This window comes from Kitasatospora sp. NPDC056076, assembly GCF_042266305.1.
In the GTDB taxonomy this organism is placed as follows: domain Bacteria; phylum Actinomycetota; class Actinomycetes; order Streptomycetales; family Streptomycetaceae; genus Kitasatospora.
Map to the genome: position 1 here is coordinate 18,039 of NZ_JBHJWG010000042.1, position 19,163 is coordinate 37,201.

The window sequence follows — 19,163 nt, forward strand, 5'->3', positions numbered from 1 at the left end:
GGCTTGGTCGTTCGGTGGGGGGTGGACGGGCTCGGTGCCTCAGGCGGCGGGCAGGACGGACTCGGCCAGCAGGTGGTCGAGGTGGGCGGTCAGTTCGACCGGCGTGGGGTGGTCGAAGGCGACCACCGGGGGCAGCGTGAGCCCGGTCGCGGCGGCGAGCCGGTTGCGCAGGTCCAGGACGGTGAAGGAGGAGAAGCCGAGGTCCTGGAAGCGCTCCCGCTCGCCGATCCGGGCCGGGTCGGCGTAGCCGAGGGCCTCGGCGGCCTGTTCCCTGACCAGGGCGAGCAGCAGGGCGGTGCGGTGCCCGGGCCCGGCGTCCGCCCAGCGCCGCAGCAGGGCGGCCGGGTCCTCGGCGGGCTCCCGTTCCGCGGTGGTGGCTCCGGGCAGCGGCGCGGGTTCGGGGCCGGCGCCGGAGGGGCCGGGGGTGGCCAGCCAGTGGACCGTCGGGGCGAAGGGGTGGCCGGGCACGGTGTCGGGGTCGGCGGCGGGCGCCGGCCCGCTCGGCCCGCCGACCGGCAGGCCGTGCACCTCGGCCCCGGCCAGCGCGGCGGCGAGTGCCCTCGACGGGGGCCGTTCGCGCAGCTGCACGGGCAGTTGGACGGCCTCCGGGTGGATCGCGGCGGTCAGCGCGGCGAGCGTGCTGTGCGGGCCGAGTTCCAGGTAGGCGGTGACGCCATACTGCTCGCGCAGGGTGCGCACGCCCTGCTCGAAGCGGACGGTGGCGCGGATCTGCTCGGTCCAGTACCGGGGGCTTGCGATCCGCTCGGGGTCGGCGGTCTCGCCGGTGAGGTTGCTGACCACCGGCAGGCCCGGGGCGCGGTAGCCGATCCGCCGCGCCTCGGCGTGGAAGCGTTCCAGCACCGGGTCCAGCTGGGCGGAGTGGAAGGCGTGCGAGACCCGCAGCCGGCGGGTGCGCAGGCCGAGGCCGGTGAGCTCGCGGTCGAGCCGGGCGATCGCGTCGGCGTCGCCGGAGACCACCGTGGAGGCCGGTCCGTTGACGGCGGCCAGGCCGAGCGCCTGCCCGTACGGTGCGAGCAGTGCGGTGAGCCGCTCCTCGGGGGCCTGGACGGAGAGCATCGCGCCCGCGCCGGCGGGCAGTTCGTCCATCAGGCGGGCCCGGGCGGCGACCAGCGCGGCCGCCGACTCCAGGTCGAACACCCCGGCCAGGTGGGCGGCGGACAGTTCGCCGATCGAGTGGCCGAGCACCGCGACCGGCGGGGGCAGCCGGGTGCCCAGCAGCCGGGCCAGCGCGGTCTGGTGGGCGAACAGGGCCGGCTGGGTGTAGCGGGTGCGGTCCAGCAGCGCGGAGGCGGCGGAGCCCGGTTCGGCGAACATCACGTCCCGCAGCGGGCGGTCCAGGTGGGGGTCGAGGGCGTCGCACACCTCGTCCAGCGCCTTGGCGAACTCCTGTTGCTCGGCGTGGAGTTCACGCCCCATGCCGGTCTGCTGGGAGCCCTGGCCGGTGAAGGTCCAGGCGGCCCTGGGGGCGGCGACGGCGGTGCCGCGCACCAGGGCGGGGTGGCTGCGGCCGGCCGCCAGGGCGCGCAGGGCCGGGGCGATCTCCGCCGGGCGGTCGGTCAGCACGGCGGCCCGGTGCGGGAACCGCGCCCGGCCGTGGCCGAGCCAGTGGGCGGTGTCCCGGGCACGGTCCGCGGCGCCGTTCCCGGTGCCGTTCCCGATACCGTCCGCGGTGCCGGCCTCGGCGTGCGCGGCCAGCGCCAGCGCGTGGGCGCGCAGCGCCTCGGGGGTGCGGGCGGTGAGCAGCCAGGGCCGGTCGGCGGGGCCGGCGCCGGGTTCGGGACCGGGTTCGGCGGGCGGCGGCTCGGGGGCCTCCTCCAGGATCAGGTGAGCGTTGGTGCCGCTGATCCCGAAGGAGGACACGGCGGCCCGGCGCGGGCGCTCCCCGCGCGGCCAGGGCGCAGCGTCGGCGAGCAGTTCGACGGCGCCTTCCGACCAGTCGACGTGCGGGGTGGGCGTGTCCAGGTGGAGGCTGGCGGGCAGGGTGTCGTGCCGCAGGGAGAGGATCAGCTTGATCACCCCGGCGGCTCCAGCGGCGGCCTGGGTGTGACCGATGTTGGACTTCAACGAGCCGAGCCGCAGCGGGCGTTCACGCTCGGCGCGGCCGTACACCGCGAGCAGGGCGCGGGCCTCGATCGGGTCGCCGAGCGTGGTGCCGGTGCCGTGCGCCTCGACCGCGTCGACCTGGTCGGGGGTGAGCCGGGCGTCGGCCAGCGCCTCCCGGACGACGGCCTCCTGGGCCGGCCCGCTGGGGGCGGTGAGCCCGTTGCTGGGGCCGTCCTGGTTGACGGCCGAACCGCGCAGCACGGCCAGCACCCGGTGGCCGTTGGCGAGGGCGTCGGACAGGCGCTCCAGGAGCAGCAGGCCGACGCCCTCGGCGAGCCCGGTGCCGTCGGCGCCCGCCGCGAAGGCCTTGCACCGCCCGTCCGGGGCCAGCCCGCGCTGGCGGCTGAACTCCAGGAACACCCTCGGGTGGGCCAGCACGCAGGCCCCGCCGGCCAGGGCGAGGTCGCTCTCGCGCGAGCGCAGCGAGCGGGCCGCCAGGTGCAGCGCGACCAGCGAGGAGGAGCAGGCGGTGTCGACGGTCAGGGCCGGTCCGTGCAGGCCGAAGTGGTAGGCGAGCCGGCCGGAGGCGACGGACCCGGCGTTGCCGGTCATGAAGTGGCCGTCGAGTTCGCCGGCCACCTCGTGCGGGCGCGGGGCGTAGTCCTGGCCGATCATGCCGACGTACACGCCGGTCCGACTGCCGCGCAGGGCGGCCGGGTCGAGGGCAGCGGACTCGAAGGTCCGCCAGGCGGTCTCCAGCAGCAGCCGCTGCTGGGGGTCCATGGCGAGCGCCTCGCGCGGGCCGAGGCCGAAGAAGGCGGCGTCGAACTCGCCGGCGCCGTCCAGGAAGCCGCCCTGGCGGGCGTAGGAGGTGCCGGGGGTGGCCGGGTCCTCGTCGAACAGCGCGTCGAGGTCCCAGCCGCGGTCGGCGGGGAAGTCGCCGATGGCGTCCCGGCGTTCGGCGAGCAGCCGCCACAGGTCCTCGGGGGTGCGCACGCCGCCGGGCAGCCGGCAGGCCATGCCGACGATCGCGACCGGCTCGTGCGCGCGCTCCTCCAGGGCCTCGATCCGCCGCCTGGCCTGGCGCAGGTCGGCGGTCGCGCGGCGCAGGTAGTCGCGCAGCCGTTCCTCGGTGCCGCCGGGGGTGGCGGTGGGGGCGCCGCCGGGGGTGGCGGTGGGGGTGCCGCCGGGGGTGGCGGCGGGTTCGGTCGTCCCGGGCATCTCAGACCTCCGTTCCGGGATGGTTGAGTTCGTCGTCGAGCGCGGCGAACAGTTCCTCGTCGCTGGCCGTCGCGAGGTCCTCGGCGCGCTCGCCCTCGCCGTCGCCTTCGGCCGGGGTGTCGTCCAGGCGCCAGAGCAGCTCGCGCAGCCTCCGGCCGACCGCTCCCCGGACGCCGTCCGCGGCGGCCAGCGCGGGCAGCAGGGACTCCAGCCGGTCGAGCTCGCGCAGGAACGGGTCCGGCGCGGCCTCGTCCTCGGGGGCCAGGGCCCGGTGCAGGTGGGCGGCCAGCGCCGACGGGGTCGGATGGTCGAACACCGTGGTCGGGGCCAGCCGCAGGCCGGTGGCCGCCCCCAGGCGGTTGCGCAGTTCGACGGCGGTGAGCGAGTCGAAGCCGATCTCCTTGAAGGCCTGGTCGGCGGCGACGGTTCCGGCAGCGACGGTTCCGGCCCCGCCGTGGCCCAGGACGGCGGCGGCCTGGCCGAGCACCAGGTCGAGCAGGGCCTCGGCCCGCCCGGCCGGGTCGAGGCCGGCCAGCCGGTCCGACAGCGGGGCCGGGCCCCCGGCGGCGGGCGCGCCGGCGGCGCTGCGCCGGGCGGGGGCGCCCGCCAGCGAGCGCAGCAGCGCGGGTACGGTCCCGGCGGCCCGGCCCGCCCGCAGGTCGAAGCGGGTGGTGACGACGGCCGCCCGGCCGGTGGCGCGGGCCGCGTCCAGCAGGGCGAGGCCCTCCCGGTCGGTGAGCGGCACCAGGCCGCCCCGGGCCAGTCGGGCCCGGTCGCCGTCGGTGAGCCGTCCGGTCAGTCCGCTGGCCCGCTGCCACAGGCCCCAGGCGAGCGAGGTCGCGGGCAGGCCCTCGGCGGCGCGGCGCTGCGCGAGGCCGTCCAGGTAGGCGTTGGCCGCCGCGTAGTTGGCCTGCCCGCCGCCTCCGAGCACCCCGGAGACGGAGGAGAACAGCACCAGGTCGGCGAGGTCGGCGTGCCGGGTCAGCTCGTCCAGGTGACGGGCGGCCCGGGCCTTGGGGGCGAGCACCGCCTCCAGCGCGGCCGGGTCGAGGGCCTCCAGGACGCCGTCCGCGAGGGCGCCGGCGGCGTGCACCACCAGCGTCAGCGGGTGCTCGGCGGGGACGGAGTCGAGCAGCGCGGCCAGCGCCGCCCGGTCGGCGACGTCCACCGCGGCGACGGTCACCTCGGCGCCCAGTGCGGCGAGTTCGGCGGCCAGCTCGGCGGCGCCCGCCGCCTCGGGGCCGCGCCGGCCCGCCAGCAGCAGGTGCCGGGCGCCGTGCTCGGTCACCAGGTGCCGGGCCGTCAGCGCGCCGAGGGTGCCGGTGCCGCCGGTGACCAGCACGGTGCCGGCCGGGTCGAGCGGCGCGGGGACGGTCACCACGACCTTGCCGGTGTGCCGGGCCTGGCCGAGGTGGCGCACCGCCTCCCCGGCCCGGGCGACCGGCCAGGCGGTGATCGGCGGCAGGGTCAGCGCCCCGCGCTCGAACAGCGCCAGCAGCTCGGTCAGCAGCTCGCCGATCCGCTGCGGACCGGCCTCCAGCAGGTCGAAGGAGCGGTAGCGCACGCCCGGGTACTGCTCGGCGATCCGGTCGGCGTCGCGCAGGTCGGCCTTGCCCATCTCGACGAAGCGGCCGCCGCGCGGCAGCAGCCGCAGCGAGGCGTCGACGAAGTCCCCGGTGAAGGAGTTCAGCACCACGTCCACCCCGGCGCCGTCCGTCCCGGCCAGGAAGAGCCCCTCGAAGTCGAGGGTGCGGGAGGAGGCGGTGCGGGCCGGGTCGACGCCCAGCGCCGCCAGGGTGTCCCACTTGCCGGCCCCGGCCGTCCCGTACACCTCGGCGCCCAGGTGGGCGGCGAGCTGGACGGCGGCGATGCCGACGCCGCCGGCCGCCGAGTGCACCAGCAGCCGCTCGCCCGCGCGGAGCCCGGCCAGGTCGACCAGGGCGTAGTGGGCGGTCAGGAAGGCGGCGGGGACGGCGGCGGCCTGGGCGAAGCTCCAGCCGGCCGGGACGCGGGCCAGCAGCCGGTGGTCGGTGACCGCGACCGGGCCGATGCCCCCGGACACCAGGCCGGTGACCCGGTCGCCGGGCGCCAGGCCGGTCACGCCCGGGCCGACCTCGGTGACCACGCCGGCCGCCTCGGTGCCGAGCAGGGCGCGGTCCGGGTAGACGCCGAGGGTGATCAGCACGTCCCGGAAGTTCAGTCCGGCGGCCCGCACGGCGATCCGCACCTCGCCGGGGGCGAGCGGGCGGGCGGCGTCCGGGGCGGGGAGCAGGGCCAGCGCATCCAGGGTGTCCCCGGTGGGGGCGAGCCGCCAGGGGCCGTCCCCGGGGGCGGTGAGCTCGGGCCGGGCGGGCAGCGGGACGACCGCCGGGGCGAGCAGCACGCCCCGGCGCAGGGCGAGTTGGGGCTCGTCCAGGGCGAGAGCGGTGGCCAGCGCGGCCCGGGAGTCGGGGTGCCCGTCGGTGTCCAGCAGGCGGAACCGGCCGGGGTGCTCGGTCTGGGCGCTGCGCAGCAGGCCCCAGAGGGCGGCCGCGACCGGCCGGACCGGGCGGTCGGCGGGGCCGGTGTGCTGGGCGTCGCGGGTCAGCACGGCGAGCCGGGTGTCGGCCAGGTGGTCCTGGGCGAGCCAGCGCTGGACGAAGCCGAGCAGGGCTGCGGTGGCGGCGGCGGGGTCCTGGTCCTGGTTCGGGTTCGGGTTCGGGTTCGGGGCCGTCGGCTCGGGGAGGGAGAGCGGGAGGACGGCGAGGGCGGGCGGGTCGGCGGTGAACAGGGTTGCGGGGTCGGGGAGTTCTGCGGGGTCGGTGGGGTCGGTGGGGTCGGCGGAGAGGTGGTGCTCGGGCAGTTCGACCACCGCCCGGTCGGCGGGGACGGCCGCCGACGGGGGCACGGGCATCCAGTCCAGGTGGTACAGGCCGTCGGCCCGCCCGACCGGCCGGGCGGCGGCGAGGGCGCCCGGGGCGAGCGGGCGCAGGGCGATCCGCTCGGCGGTGAGCACCGGCCCGCCGAGCGGGTCGGTGGCGGTCAGCGTGACCGAGTCGGCGCCGTGCCGGGTCAGCCGGACCCGCAGGGTGGTGGCGGCTGTGGCGGCGAGGGTGACACCGGTCCAGGCGAAGGGGAGTGCCGTTCCCCGGTCGCCGCCCGCGGGGTCGCTCTCCTCGCGAGTGCCGTCCGCGGGGGCGGTGAGGCCGGCGGCGAGCGGGTGCAGGGCGGCGTCCAGCAGGGCGGGGTGGATGCCGTAGCGGGCGGCGTCCGGGTGCGCGGGCTCGGGGAGTTCGACGGTCGCGTAGACGGCGTCACCGGCGCGCCACAGGGCGCGGACGCCCTGGAAGGCCGGGCCGTAGTCGTAGCCGCGGTCGGCGAGGCCGGGGTAGAGGTCGGCCGGGTCCACGGGGGTGGCGCCGGGCGGGGGCCAGGCCGCCGGCCGGTCCTCGGGGGCGGCGGAGGACGGGCGGTACGGGAGGAGCAGAGCGGTGGCGTGCCTGGTCCACGGCTCCTGCGGGCCGGCGGCCGCCGGGCGGGAGTGGACGGCGAGCGCACGGGCGCCGTCGGTGTCCGGCGGCTGGACGGTGGTCTGCAGGTGCACGGCGGCGCCGTCGAGCAACAGCGGTGCCTCCAGGGTCAGTTCGGCCAGGGCCGGGACGGCGGCGCGGTGGCCGGCGTGCAGGGCGAGTTCGACCAGTGCGGTCGCGGGCAGCAGCGGGGTGCCGGTGACGGCGTGGTCGAGCAGCCAGGCGTGGGTGCCGGTGGAGATCCGGCTGGTGTAGAGCGCGGTGCCGTCCGGCAGATCGGTGGTGGCGCCCAGCAGTGGGTGGTCGGCGCTCTGCAGGCCGAGGTGGCCCGGGTCGCTGATGTCCGGGGCGGGGTCGAGCCAGTAGTGCTCGTGCTGGAAGGGGTAGGTGGGGAGGCCGGGCGGGGTGGTGGGGGTGGCGAGGGGCCAGTCGAGGCGGTGGCCGTGGAGCTCGACGGCGGCCAGGGCCTGGAGCAGGGGTTGTTCGTCCTCGCGGTTGCGGCGCAGGGTGCCGGTGATCAGGGTCTCCGGCTGTTCCGTCAGGGTTTCCTGGATGCCGACGGTCAGCACCGGGTGGGCGCTGGCCTCCACGAAGGTCGTGAAGCCCTCGGCGGCCAGGACACGGACGGTGTCCTCGAAGCGCACTCGGCTGCGCAGGTTGCGGAACCAGTACCCGGCGTCCAGCTCCGCAGTGTCCAGCGGCCCGGCCGTGACGGTCGAGTAGAACGGGATCTCCGACGGCTGGGGGCTGATGTGTGCCAGCAGGTCGAGGAGTTCGGTGCGCAGGGGATCGACCTGGGAGGAGTGCGAGGCGTAGTCCACCGGAACCTTCCGGACCCGTACGTCCTGCTCCTCGCCCCAGGCCACCAGCTCCCCGACCGCCGATGCCGTACCCGAAACCACCGTCGAGGACGGGCCGTTGACCGCCGCGACCTCCAACCCACCGTCCCAGCGGGCGATCAGCGCTTCCACCTCCGCCACCGGCAGCGGCACCGACGCCATCCCGCCGTCACCCGCCACCACCCGAATCGCCTTGCTGCGCAAGGCCACCACGGCCGCAGCATCCTCAAGGCTCAACGCCCCCGACACCGCCGCCGCCGCGATCTCGCCCTGCGAATGACCCACCACCGCGTCCACCGGCAGTCCGTACGAACGCCACAGCCCCGCCAGCGACACCATCACCGCCCACAGCACCGGCTGCACCACATCCACCCGCTCCAACAGGACCGGATCCCGCAACGCCTCCCCCAACTCCCAATCCACATAAGGAGCCAGCGCCCGACCCGCATCCGCCAGCAGGGACGCGAACACCGGCGAGGACTCGGCCAGCGCCACCCCCATCCCCACCCACTGCGAACCCTGCCCCGGGAACACCAGCGCCACCCGACCCGGCGAGGACGCCACCCGACCCGACACCACCGCCGGATGGTCGGTCAGCGCACGGAGTGCGGCCACCACCTCGGCGCGCTCGCCCGAGGCGACGGCGGCGCCGTACCCGTGTCGGGCGCCGCGGGTCAGCGTCCAGGCCGCGACCTCGGACAGGCCGACCCGGGCACCCGGGCCTTCCAGCCAGTCCGCGAGCCGCTCGGCCGCCGCGCCCAACACCGCCTCGGAACGCGCCGAGAGCAGCACCGGGGCGACCGTGGGAACCGGCTCCACCTGAGGCCCGGTGGCGGCCGGGGCCTCCTCCAGGATCACGTGCGCGTTGGTGCCGCTCATCCCGAAGGCCGAGACCCCCGCCCGGCGCGGCCGCTCGCCCGGCGCCCAGTCCACCGGCGCGCGCAGCAGCTCGACCGCACCGCTCCCCCATTCGACGGCGCCGGTCGGCTCGTCGATGTGCAGGGTGCTCGGCAGCACGCCGTGCCGCAGTGCCTGCACCATCTTGATCACGCCTGCCACCCCGGCCGCCGCCTGGGCGTGCCCGATGTTGGACTTCACCGACCCCAGCCACAACGGCCGCTCGGCGGGCCGGTCCTGACCGTAGGTGGCCAGCAGCGCCTGCGCCTCGATCGGATCCCCGAGCCTGGTCCCCGTCCCGTGCGCCTCCACCGCGTCCACGTCCGCCGCGCCCAGCCCGGCCGCCGCCAGCGCCGCCCGGATCACCCGCTCCTGCGAGGGCCCGTGCGGGGCGGTCAGGCCGTTCGAGGCACCGTCCTGGTTGACGGCGGTGCCGCGCACCACCGCCAGCACCGGGTGGCCGTTCGCCCGGGCGTCGGAGAGCCGTTCGACCAGCAGCAGCCCGACGCCCTCGGAGAAGCCGGTGCCGTCGGCGGCGGCCGCGAAGGCCCGGCAGCGGCCGTCCGGCGAGAGGCCGCGCTGACGGCTGAACTCGATCAGGGTGTCCGGGGTGGACATCACGGTGGCGCCGCCGACCAGGGCGAGGCTGCACTCGCCGGAGCGCAGGGCCTGGCCCGCGAGGTGCAGGGCGACCAGGGAGGAGGAGCAGGCGGTGTCCACCGTCACCGCCGGGCCCTCGAAGCCGTAGGTGTACGCGATGCGGCCGGAGGCCACGCTGCCCGCGCTGCCGGTGCCGAGGTAGCCCTCGGCCTCGGGGGCGGAGCCGCGCACCCGGCCGCCGTACTCGGTGTAGATCAGGCCGGTGAAGACGCCGACCGGGGTCCCGCGCAGCGCCGCCGGGTCCAGGCCGGCGCTCTCCAGCGCCTCCCAGGAGGTCTCCAGCAGCAGCCGCTGCTGGGGGTCCATCGCGACGGCCTCGCGCGGGTTGATGCCGAAGAACGCCGGGTCGAAGTCGGCGGCGCCGGCCAGGAAACCGCCGTGCCGGGTGTAGGAGGTGCCGGTGCGCTCCGGGTCCGGGTCGTACAGCGCGTCCAGGTCCCAGCCCCGGTCGGCGGGGAACTCCGAGATCGTCTCCCGGCCCTCGGCGACCAGCCGCCACAGCTCCTCCGGCGAACCGACCCCGCCCGGGTAGCGGCACGCCATCCCGATGATCGCGAGGGGTTCGTCGGCGGCGGCCCGGGTACGGGCGGGCGCGGCGGCCGGTGCGCTGCCGCTACGGCGCAGCAGGTCGCCGAGGTGCTCTGCGAGGGCGCGCGGGCTGGGGTGGTTGAACACCAGGGTCGGCGGCAGCTTGAGGCCGGTGGCGGCGGCGATCCGGTCGCGCAGTTGGACGGCCGTGAGGGACTCGAAGCCGAGGTCGCGGAAGGCCCGGTCGGGGTCGAGCTCGGCGGGGGTGGCGTAGCCGAGGACGGCGGCGACCTCTCCGCGCACCAGCTCGCGCAGCTGCCGCTCCAGCTCGGCGCCGGACAGCCGGCGGAGGCGCTCGACGGCACTGCCCTCCCCCGCCGTGCGCCCGGCGGCCCGGCGGGCCGGGGTGCGGGTGGGCCGGGCCGGGCCCCGGGGGGCGGGGGCGGTCAGCCGGTCGGCGGCGACCGGGCGCAGCACCAGGGTGTCGACGGTGAGGACGGGGGCGCCCTCGGGGTCGACGGCCTGGAGGCGGAGGGTGTCCTGGTCCAGGCGGTCCAGCCGCACCCGCAGCGCGGTGGCGCCGACGGCGTGCAGGCCGAGGCCGTTCCAGGCGAACGGCAGCCGCAGGTCGGCGGGGCGGTCCGGGCCGTCGGCCGCCGCCTCGGCCTGGAGGGCGGCGTCCAGCAGGGCGGGGTGGATGCCGTAGCGGGCGGCGTCGGGGTGCGCGGGCTCGGGGAGTTCGACGGTCGCGTAGAGCACGTCGCCGTGCTGCCAGGCGGCGCGCAGGCCCTGGTAGGTCGGGCCGTAGCCGACCTCGGCGGCGGCGAACCGCGCGGCGGCGGTGGCGAGTTCGAGGGGGACGGCCTCGGCCGGGGGCCAGTCGGTGGGGAAGTCCTCGGTGGGGGTGGCCTCGGTGGGGAAGTCCTCGGTGGGGGTGGCCGGTTCGGCCGGCTCGGCGGCCAGGGTGCCGGTCGCGTGGTGGGTCCAGTCGCCCGCGCCGCCGTGCTCGGGGCGGGAGTAGACGTCGAAGGTCCGGCGGCCGTCCTGGTCGGCGGCCGGGACGAGGACCTGGAGGTCGAGCACCGCCTCGCCGAGGGTCAGCGGCGCCAGCAGGACGAGTTCGTCCACGCCGGAGGAGCCTGCTGACTCGGCGGCGGCCAGGGCGAGTTCGGCGAAGCCCGTCCCCGGGAACAGGACCGTCCCCGCGACGGTGTGCTCCGCCGACCACGGGTGGCTGCGCGGGGAGAGGCGGCCGGTGAGGACCAGCCCGCCGTCGTCGGCGCGTTCGACGCTCGCGCCGAGCAGGGGGTGGGCGGACGCGTCCGGGCCGCCCGCGTGGGTGGGGGCGTCGAGCCAGTGGTGGCGGTGCTGGAAGGGGTAGGTGGGAAGGCCGGGTGGGGTGGTGGGGGTGGTGAGGGGCCAGGTGAGACGGTGGCCGTGGAGTTCGACGGCGGCCAGGGCCTGGAGCAGGGGTTGGTCGTCCTCGCGATTGCGGCGCAGGGTGCCGGTGACCAGGGTGTCGGGGTGTTCCGTCAGCGTCTCCTGGATGCCGACGGTCAGCACGGGGTGGGCGCTGGCCTCCACGAAGGTGGTGAAGCCGTCCTCGGCCAGGGCGCGGACGGTGTCCTCGAAGCGCACCCGGCTGCGCAGGTTGCGGAACCAGTACCCGGCATCCAGGGCGCTGGTGTCCAGCAGGGTTCCCGTGACGGTGGAGTAGAACGGGATGTCGGCGGACTTGGGGTTGATGTGTGCCAGCAGGTCGAGGAGTTCGGCCTCAAGGGGTTCGACCTGGGCGGAGTGCGAGGCGTAGTCCACCGGGACCCGCCGCACCCGCACCTCCTGCTGTTCACCCCAGGTCACGAGCTCGCCGATCGCCGTCGCGGTCCCGGAAACCACCGTCGAGGACGGCCCGTTGACCGCCGCTACCTCCAACGCGCCGTCCCAGCGGGCGATCAGCGCCTCCACCTCCGCCACCGGCAGCGGCACCGACGCCATCCCACCGTCACCCGCCACCACCCGAATCGCCTTACTGCGCAGGGCCACCACCGCAGCAGCATCCTCAAGGCTCAACGCCCCCGACACCGCCGCCGCCGCGATCTCACCCTGCGAATGACCCACCACCGCGTCCACCGGCAGTCCGTACGAACGCCACAGCCCCGCCAGCGAGACCATCACCGCCCACAGCACCGGCTGCACCACGTCCACCCGCTCCAACAGGACCGGATCCCGCAACGCCTGCCCCAACTCCCACTCCACATGGGGCTCCAGCGCCCGACCCGCATCCGCCAGCAGCGACGCGAACACCGGCGAGGACCCGGCCAGCGCCACCCCCATCCCCACCCACTGCGAACCCTGCCCCGGGAACACCAGCGCCACCCGACCCGGCGAGGACGCCACCCGACCCGACACCACCGCCGGGTGCGCCGACTGCCCGGCCAACGCCCTTAGTCCACCGATCAGTTCAGCCCGGTCCGAGGAGACCACGGCGGCCCCGAACCGGTGCCGGGCACTGCGGGTGAGTGTCCAGGCCGCGACCTCCGCGAGCCCGGCCTGCGCGCCCTCGCCGTGCTCCAGCCAGTCCGCCAGCCGCCCGGCTGCCGCGCCCAACGCCGCCTCCGAGCGCGCCGAGAGCAGCACCGGGGCAGCCGCAGGGCCCTCGATCGGAGCCGACTCCGCCGCAGCGGCGGCCGGGGCCTCCTCCAGGATCACGTGCGCGTTGGTGCCGCTGATCCCGAAGGCGGAGACCCCCGCCCGGCGCGGCCGCTCGCCCGGCGCCCAGTCCACCGGCGCGCGCAGCAGCTCAACCCCGCCGACGGACCAGTCCACCTCTCCGGTCGGCTCGTCGACGTGCAGGGTGGCGGGCAGCACGCCGTGCCGCAGCGCCTGCACCATCTTGATCACGCCCGCCACCCCGGCCGCCGCCTGGGCGTGCCCGATGTTGGACTTCACCGACCCCAGCCACAACGGCCGTTCCGCGTCACGACCCTGCCCGTAGGTGGCGAGCAGCGCCTGCGCCTCGATCGGATCCCCCAGCCTGGTCCCCGTCCCGTGCGCCTCCACCGCGTCCACGTCCGCCGCGCCCAGCCCGGCCGCCGCCAGCGCCGCCCGGATCACCCGCTCCTGCGAGGGCCCGTGCGGGGCGGAGAGCTGGCTGCTGGTGCCGTCCTGGTTGACGGCCGAGCCGCGCACCACCGCGAGCACGGGGTGGCCGTTCGCCCGGGCGTCGGAGAGCCGTTCCAGGAGCAGCAGGGCCACCCCCTCGCCCCAGCCGGTGCCGTCCGCGCCCGCCGAGAACGCCTTGCAGCGGCCGTCCGGCGACAGCCCGCGCTGGCGGCTGAACTCGACGAAGGTGTTGGGGGTGGCCATCACGGTGGCCCCGCCCGCGAGCGCCAGCGTGCACTCGCCCGAGCGCAGGGCCTGGGCGGCCAGGTGCAGGGCGACCAGGGAGGAGGAGCAGGCGGTGTCCACCGTCACCGCCGGGCCCTCGAAGCCGTAGGTGTAGGCGATCCGCCCCGAGGCGACGCTGGGCGCACTGCCGATGCCGACCTGGCCCTCGACGGCGGCCGGCAGCGGGTTGAGCCGCGAGCCGTAGTCGTTGTACATGATCCCGGTGAAGACGCCGACCGGGGTCCCGCGCAGCGCGGCCGGGTCCAGGCCGGCGCTCTCCAGCGCCTCCCAGGTGGTCTCCAGCAGCAGCCGCTGCTGGGGGTCGATGGTGCTGCTCTCGCGGGGGCTGATGCCGAAGAACTCGCCGTCGAAGCCGGCCGCCGCGGCCAGGAAGCCGCCGTGCCGGGTGTAGGAGGTGCCGGTGCGCTCCGGGTCCGGGTCGTACAGCCCGTCCAGGTCCCACCCGCGGTCGGCCGGGAACTCCGAGATCGCGTCCCGGCCCTCGGCGACCAGCCGCCACAGCTCCTCCGGCGACCCGACCCCGCCCGGGTAGCGGCACGCCATCCCGACGATGGCGATCGGCTCCGTGGACCTGGCCTCGGCCTCTTCCAGTCGCAGGCGGGTGTCCTGGAGGCTGGCGCTGACCCGCTTGAGGTAGTCGCGGAGCTTCTCGTCGTTCGACATGCGTGCTCTGCCCTTCGATGGTTCGAGGTGTGGCGGGGCCGGACGGAGTTACGGCGGGCCCGGCGGCGGGGCGGGGCCGGGAGGGGTCAGACGTGTTCCAGGGCGAACCCGGACTTGATCCACTTGCTGGACTCGACCGCGATCGCGGCGGCCCGGTCACCCGGGGAGAGCTTCGGCAGGACCTGTTCGAGCTGGAAGAAGACCAGCGCGTTCCCGGTGTTGGCGGTCTCCCCGACGCAGCTGACCTCCTCGGCGCCACTCAGCCCGAGGCGCTCGACAATCCGGCTGGTCATCCGGGTGGACAGCTGCGGCGGCAGCAGGTGCGTCACCTCGCCCTCCTGCCAGCCGGCCTCGGCGAGCAGCCGGTGCAGGATCTGCTCGGCGAACAGCGGGACGGTCTCCTCGATCGCCTTGTAGTCCTCCCGGGCCGTCGGCCGCCCGCTGTGCCGGTCGACCGGGCCGAACCACTCCAGCACCTGGCCCGGTTCCCGTCCCCGGCCGGCCAGTTCGACGAAGGAGGCCCGGACGGCGGTCGGCCCGGCGGCCGGGTCGGCGCTCAGTACGGCGGCCCCGGCGGCGTCGCCGAACAGCACGTAGTTGACCAGTTCGGCCGGGGGGACGGCGCGCAGGTCGGCCGTCAGGTCGTAGTGCTTGGCGATGACGTCGCCGCCCAGCACCAGGGCGGTGCGGTGCCGGCCGGTGGAGAGCAGCTGGCGGGCGACGTCGATCGCCTGGACGGCGCCGGAGCAGCCGGACTGCAACTGGTAGGTGGCCACGCCGTCGATGCCGAGCCGGTCGGCGATCACGTTGACGGTGGCGGGCATCAGGGTGTCCGGGGTGGCGGTGCCGAGCACCACGAGGTCCACGTCGGCGGGGTCGGTGCCCGCCGCGGCGAGCGCCCGCCCGCCGGCGGTGGTGCCGAGGTCGGCCAGGGTGTCGCGCTGCTCGCCGGTCTCCAGGTCGAGGGCGAGGTGCCGGGTGCGGGTGCCGATGAAGGCGTCCACCCACTGCTCCCAGAGCGCGTCCATGCCGAACCGGCGGCCCAGGGCGGCGTTGTCGATGGGCGGGCCCGGCAACGCGGTGCCGGCCGCCAGGAGGCGGATCTCTGCGGGGTCCATCTGCGGTCTGCTCCCAGCCGGGTCGGAGTGCGCGTCGGGTCGGGGTGCTTGTCGGGTCGGAGTGCGCGTCGGGCCGAACGGCGGTCCGGCGCAGGGGTGTTCAGCAGGTGCTCAGCAGGTGGTCAGCGGTAGAGGACGATCGCCGAGGCGTACGCCTTGTGGGTCTCGACCGGCCGGAACTGGCGGAACCCGATCGCCCCGCGCAGCGGGCCGGCCACCGCGACGGCCTTGATGGTCTGCTGCTCGCCGAGGGTCAGCCGGGCGTCGTCGACGATGCCGCCGGTACGGATGACGTTGCCGTCGATCAGCCGGATCTCCTCCGAGAAGTAGCCCAGGAAGTTGCCCTCCGGGCCCTTGCGCAGCATCCGCCCGATGCCCTTGGTCGTCCCGACCAGTGCGCCCTGCTGGTCGCGCAGCTCGTAGCGGACGTGGGCGAGGTCGTCCAGCGTCGGGGTGGCCCCGCTGAAGTCGGAGTTGGTGGACTCGTAGCTGATCAGGGTCTCGGCGAGGTCGGTGAGGTGGAGCAGGTTGGCGGGGTCGCCGACCGGCGGGTTCGGCCCGGTCGGGCCGAGCGGCGGCACCGCCAGCCAGGCCAGCAGCCGGCCCCGCAGGGCCGCCGCGACGGGGGCCAGCGGGCCGGGGAGGGAGATCGATGCCATGCCACAACTCCGTTCAGCACAGGGACGGGACGGCGCCGGCGGAACGGCGCACCGATCACGCTAGGCAACGGCGCTAAACCGGCCCGGCGCGGCCGCTGAACCGATCTCCGCCGCCCGGCGAATGCGCCGCTTAATCGGCGACAAACGCCCATTGAATTGCCGTTGATTCCGGTCGGAACTGCCGTGGCCCGCGCCCGAGGTGCGGAACTAGCATGCGCCGGAGCAACCAGAATTCCCCCCGGAAAACCGTTCCGGGAAATCCGACCGGGAGGCCGCGTTGTCCGCCAGTTCCGTCGAAGCACCGTCGTTCCCGGTGCGCCGCACCTGCCCCTACCAGCCACCGGACGTCTACCGGGAGATCAGCACGCGGGGCCCGATCAACCAGGTCACCCTGTGGGACGACCGCCGCGTCTGGCTGATCACCGGCTACGCGGAGGCCCGCCGGCTGCTCGCCGACGAGCGGCTGTCCTCCGACCGCAGCTACGACGCCTACCCCACCATGGCCCCGCACCTGGGCGCGCCGGCCGCCCGCAAGCTGGTGCTGGTGGGCGAGGACCCGCCGGTCCACCACCACCACCGACGGCTGCTCAACCCGGAGTTCAGCCTCAAGCACGCCCGGGCGCTGCGCCCCGACATCGAGCGGATCGTCAACGGGCTGATCGACCGGATCGAGGAACTCGGCTCCCCCGCCGACCTGGTGGAGCACTTCGCGGCGCCCATCCCCTCGCTCGTCATGTCGGCGCTGCTGGGCATCCCGTACGAGGACCACGCCTTCTTCCAGACCGCCACCGCCGGCGTCATGCAGGGCCGGGACCCGGAGCACACCGAGGCCTCCGCCGCCGAACTCGTCCGCTACCTGGACCGGTTGGTGACGGCCCAGGAGCGCAAGCCGGACGAGAACCTGGTCGGCCGGCTGGTGGCCCACGTGGAGAGCGGCGAGCTGACCCACGACGAGGTGGTGCAGCTGGCAATGGTGCTGCTGATCGCGGGCCTGGAGACCACCTCCTCGATGATCCCGATCAGCGTGCTGGCCCTGCTGGAGCACCCGGAGCAGCTGGCGGCGCTGCGCGACGGCGTGGTGCCGGCCGCCATCGCGATCGAGGAACTGCTGCGGATCACCGCGGTGACGGACTTCGCCGGGGTGCGCTGGATCACCGACGACATCGAGATCGACGGCCTGGTGTTGAAGGCCGGGGACGGCCTGGTGGTCTCCTCCACCATGACCAACCGGGACGACCGGGTGCACGCCGAACCGTACGAGGTCGACCTGGCCCGGGCCAGCCGCCAGCACCTGACCTTCGGCTACGGCATCCACCAGTGCCTGGGGCAGAACCTGGCCCGGCTGCAACTGGAGATCGCCTTCGAGACGCTGGTCCGCCGGCTGCCCGGGCTGCGGCTGGCGGTGCCGGCCGAGGAGCTGGTGATGCGCCGCACCGGCACCATGCAGAGCGTCGAGCGCCTGCCGGTGGCCTGGTGAGCGGGGCCGGGGTGCGGATCTCCACCGACCGGGACCGCTGCATCGGCGCGGGCCTGTGCGTGCTGACCGCGCCGGACGTCTTCGAGCACGACGACGACGGGCTGGTGACCCTGCTGGAGCCCGAGCCCGCGGCCGAGCGGGAGCAGGACGTCCGGCTCGCCCACCAGCTCTGCCCGGCCCGGGCCCTGACCGTGGAGGCCGCCCCACCGGAACCGTCCTGACCGGACAGGACCTAAAGCCGCCGGGAACCCTCCCGACTCCCGGCCGGCGGGGCGTCTCCGCAGGTCACCGATGCCCGACCGGCGGCCGGGCGCCCCGCCGAAGGCCGTCGGCCCGCATTCCGGGCCGACGGCCTTAACGGTGTCTAAGGGGTGATGGCCGCCGACCCTGACTTGTTTATACGCTCTTTCAGCACGCCGGTTCTCTGAACTCCCGTTCTCAGGAGACCGGTTCCGGGACGCCGGCCCTTCCGCTACGACGGCCTCCCGGGCCGGGGGCCACTCGCCGCTCCGCCGGAATTCCTCCCATCGCATTCCGCGGCCACGGGGCGCCACGCGATGTCGCGACCGCCCCCGCCTCCGTTTTCTCCTCCCCTGCTATCGCTAAGGACTGAAATGACGCAATCGGCCGAGAATCGGTTGGACGGTCCGCTGGTCAAGCTGATCGTCGTCATGGCGCTCGCATCGGTCACCGCGACGCTGAACGCGACCATCGTCGGCGTCGGACTGAGCCCGCTGGCCGACAACTTCCACACCACGCTCACCACGGCCGAATGGGTCATCACCGGCTACCTGCTGGCGGTGGCCGCGACCATCCCGGTGACCGGCTGGGCGGTGGACCACTTCGGCGGCAAGAAGGTCTGGGTGTTCGGCCTGGTGCTCTACACCGTGACGGCCGTCGCCTCGGCGCTGTCCTGGAACATCGGCGCGCTGGTGACCTTCCGCATCCTCCAGGGCGTGGCGGCCGGCATCATCGAGCCGGTCATGATGACGCTCACCGCCCGCGCGGCCGGCCCGGCCCGGCTGGGCAAGGTGATGGGCCTGCTGGCACTGCCGATGACCCTCGGCCCGGTGATCGGCCCGATCCTCGGCGGGGTCATCGCGGACAACCTGCACTGGAGTTGGCTGTTCCTGGTGAACGTGCCGATCGTGCTGGCGGCGCTGGTGTTCTCGTTCAAGGTGGTTCCCGCCGACGTCCCCGCCGAGGGCGAGCGTGCGACCTTCGACGTGCTCGGCACCGTGCTGCTGAGCCCCGGCTTCGCCGTCCTGGTGTACGGGCTGTCGCAGACCGCCCACGAGGGCTTCGGCTCCCCCACCGTGCTGGTGTCGCTGCTGGTCGGGGTGGCGCTGGTGGCCGGCTTCGTGGTGCACGCGCTCACCACCCGCCGCACCCCGCTGATCGACGTGCGCCTGCTCGCCAACAAGGGCTTCACGGCCGCGGTCGTGGCGATGGCTCTCACCGGCGCGGCGGTGTTCTCGCTGTACGTCCTACTGCCGCTCTACCAGCAGCAGGTGCACGGGCAAAGCCTGATGGCCAGCGGGCTGCTGCTGGCGCCCTTCGGGGTCGGCACCTTCCTCGGGATGCCGCTGGCCGGGCGGCTCAGCGACAAGGTCGGCGCCAACCTGCTGGTGCCGGTCGGCGCCGCGCTGGTGGTGCTCGGCACCCTGGGCAACGCGCTGTCCTCCGGGACCACCGGCCAACTGGTGCTCGGACTCTACGCGTTGGTCTCGGGCCTCGGCCTGGGCTGCGTCGGCGCGCCCACGCTCGCCTCGCTCTACCGGACCGTGCCGCTGGAGAAGACCTCGGGGGCGACCAGCACCATGCTGTCGCTGAACCAGGTCGGCGGCTCCTTCGGCGTGGCCCTGGTCGCGCTGCTGGTCCAGCGCGGGGTCGCGAACGGCGACTCGGTCCGGGACGCGTACTCCACCGCCTTCTGGTGGGAGCTGGCGATGACCGCGGTCATCGTGGCCGTCGGCCTGCTCCTGCCCGGCCGGCCCAAGGCCTTCGCGGCCGCCCCGGTGCTGGAGGAGGTCAGCCCGCAGGACAGCGGCGAGCCGGTGGCCTCCTGACCGGCGGACAGCGGCGGGGGCCGCGCCGGGCCCCCGGGGCGGCGCCGGGGC

Annotated in this window: 6 protein-coding genes and 1 pseudogene; 3 read left to right on the forward strand and 4 right to left on the reverse strand. The window is 75.6% G+C overall.

Going from position 1 to position 19,163, the window contains the following annotated elements; all coding sequences use genetic code 11:
• Positions 1–39 precede the first annotated feature (39 nt).
• The 4 genes and pseudogenes from ACFC1T_RS28965 to ACFC1T_RS28980 form a co-directional block, all read right to left on the reverse strand.
• Positions 40–3,186: a type I polyketide synthase gene (locus ACFC1T_RS28965; protein ID WP_375893207.1), complete on the reverse strand. Its 3,147-nt coding sequence runs from the start codon at positions 3,184–3,186 to the stop codon at positions 40–42.
• 100 nt (positions 3,187–3,286) lie between these two features.
• Positions 3,287–13,774 (reverse strand): annotated as a pseudogene (locus ACFC1T_RS28970) (SDR family NAD(P)-dependent oxidoreductase); the annotation flags it as partial.
• 101 nt (positions 13,775–13,875) lie between these two features.
• Positions 13,876–14,907 carry a 3-oxoacyl-ACP synthase III family protein gene (locus tag ACFC1T_RS28975; protein WP_375893162.1) on the reverse strand — a complete coding sequence of 344 codons (1,032 nt, stop codon included), beginning with the start codon at positions 14,905–14,907 and terminating at the stop codon, positions 13,876–13,878.
• 122 nt (positions 14,908–15,029) lie between these two features.
• Complete coding sequence (locus ACFC1T_RS28980) at positions 15,030–15,566, reverse strand: hypothetical protein (RefSeq protein ID WP_375893163.1); 537 nt, start codon at positions 15,564–15,566, stop codon at positions 15,030–15,032.
• A gap of 277 nt (positions 15,567–15,843) precedes the next feature.
• Between ACFC1T_RS28980 and ACFC1T_RS28985 the strand changes: the two genes are divergently transcribed.
• The 3 genes from ACFC1T_RS28985 (at position 15,844) to ACFC1T_RS28995 (ending at position 19,112) form a co-directional block, all read left to right on the forward strand.
• The gene (locus ACFC1T_RS28985; protein WP_375893164.1) at positions 15,844–17,043 is read left to right on the forward strand and encodes a cytochrome P450; all 1,200 of its coding nucleotides are present in this window, start codon (positions 15,844–15,846) and stop codon (positions 17,041–17,043) included.
• Complete coding sequence (locus tag ACFC1T_RS28990; RefSeq protein ID WP_375893166.1) at positions 17,040–17,264, forward strand: ferredoxin; 225 nt, start codon at positions 17,040–17,042, stop codon at positions 17,262–17,264. Before ACFC1T_RS28985 ends, ACFC1T_RS28990 begins: the two co-directional genes overlap by 4 nt.
• 393 nt (positions 17,265–17,657) lie before the next feature.
• Positions 17,658–19,112: a DHA2 family efflux MFS transporter permease subunit gene (locus tag ACFC1T_RS28995; protein WP_375893167.1), complete on the forward strand. Its 1,455-nt coding sequence runs from the start codon at positions 17,658–17,660 to the stop codon at positions 19,110–19,112.
• Positions 19,113–19,163: the final 51 nt, after the last annotated feature.

Coding starts and splice junctions, on each gene's coding strand:
- ACFC1T_RS28975 (WP_375893162.1), bottom strand. CDS start 14,907: ATGGACCCCGCAGAGATCCGCCTCCTGGCGGCCGGCACCGCGTTGCCG.
- ACFC1T_RS28980 (WP_375893163.1), bottom strand. CDS start 15,566: ATGGCATCGATCTCCCTCCCCGGCCCGCTGGCCCCCGTCGCGGCGGCC.
- ACFC1T_RS28995 (WP_375893167.1), top strand. CDS start 17,658: ATGACGCAATCGGCCGAGAATCGGTTGGACGGTCCGCTGGTCAAGCTG.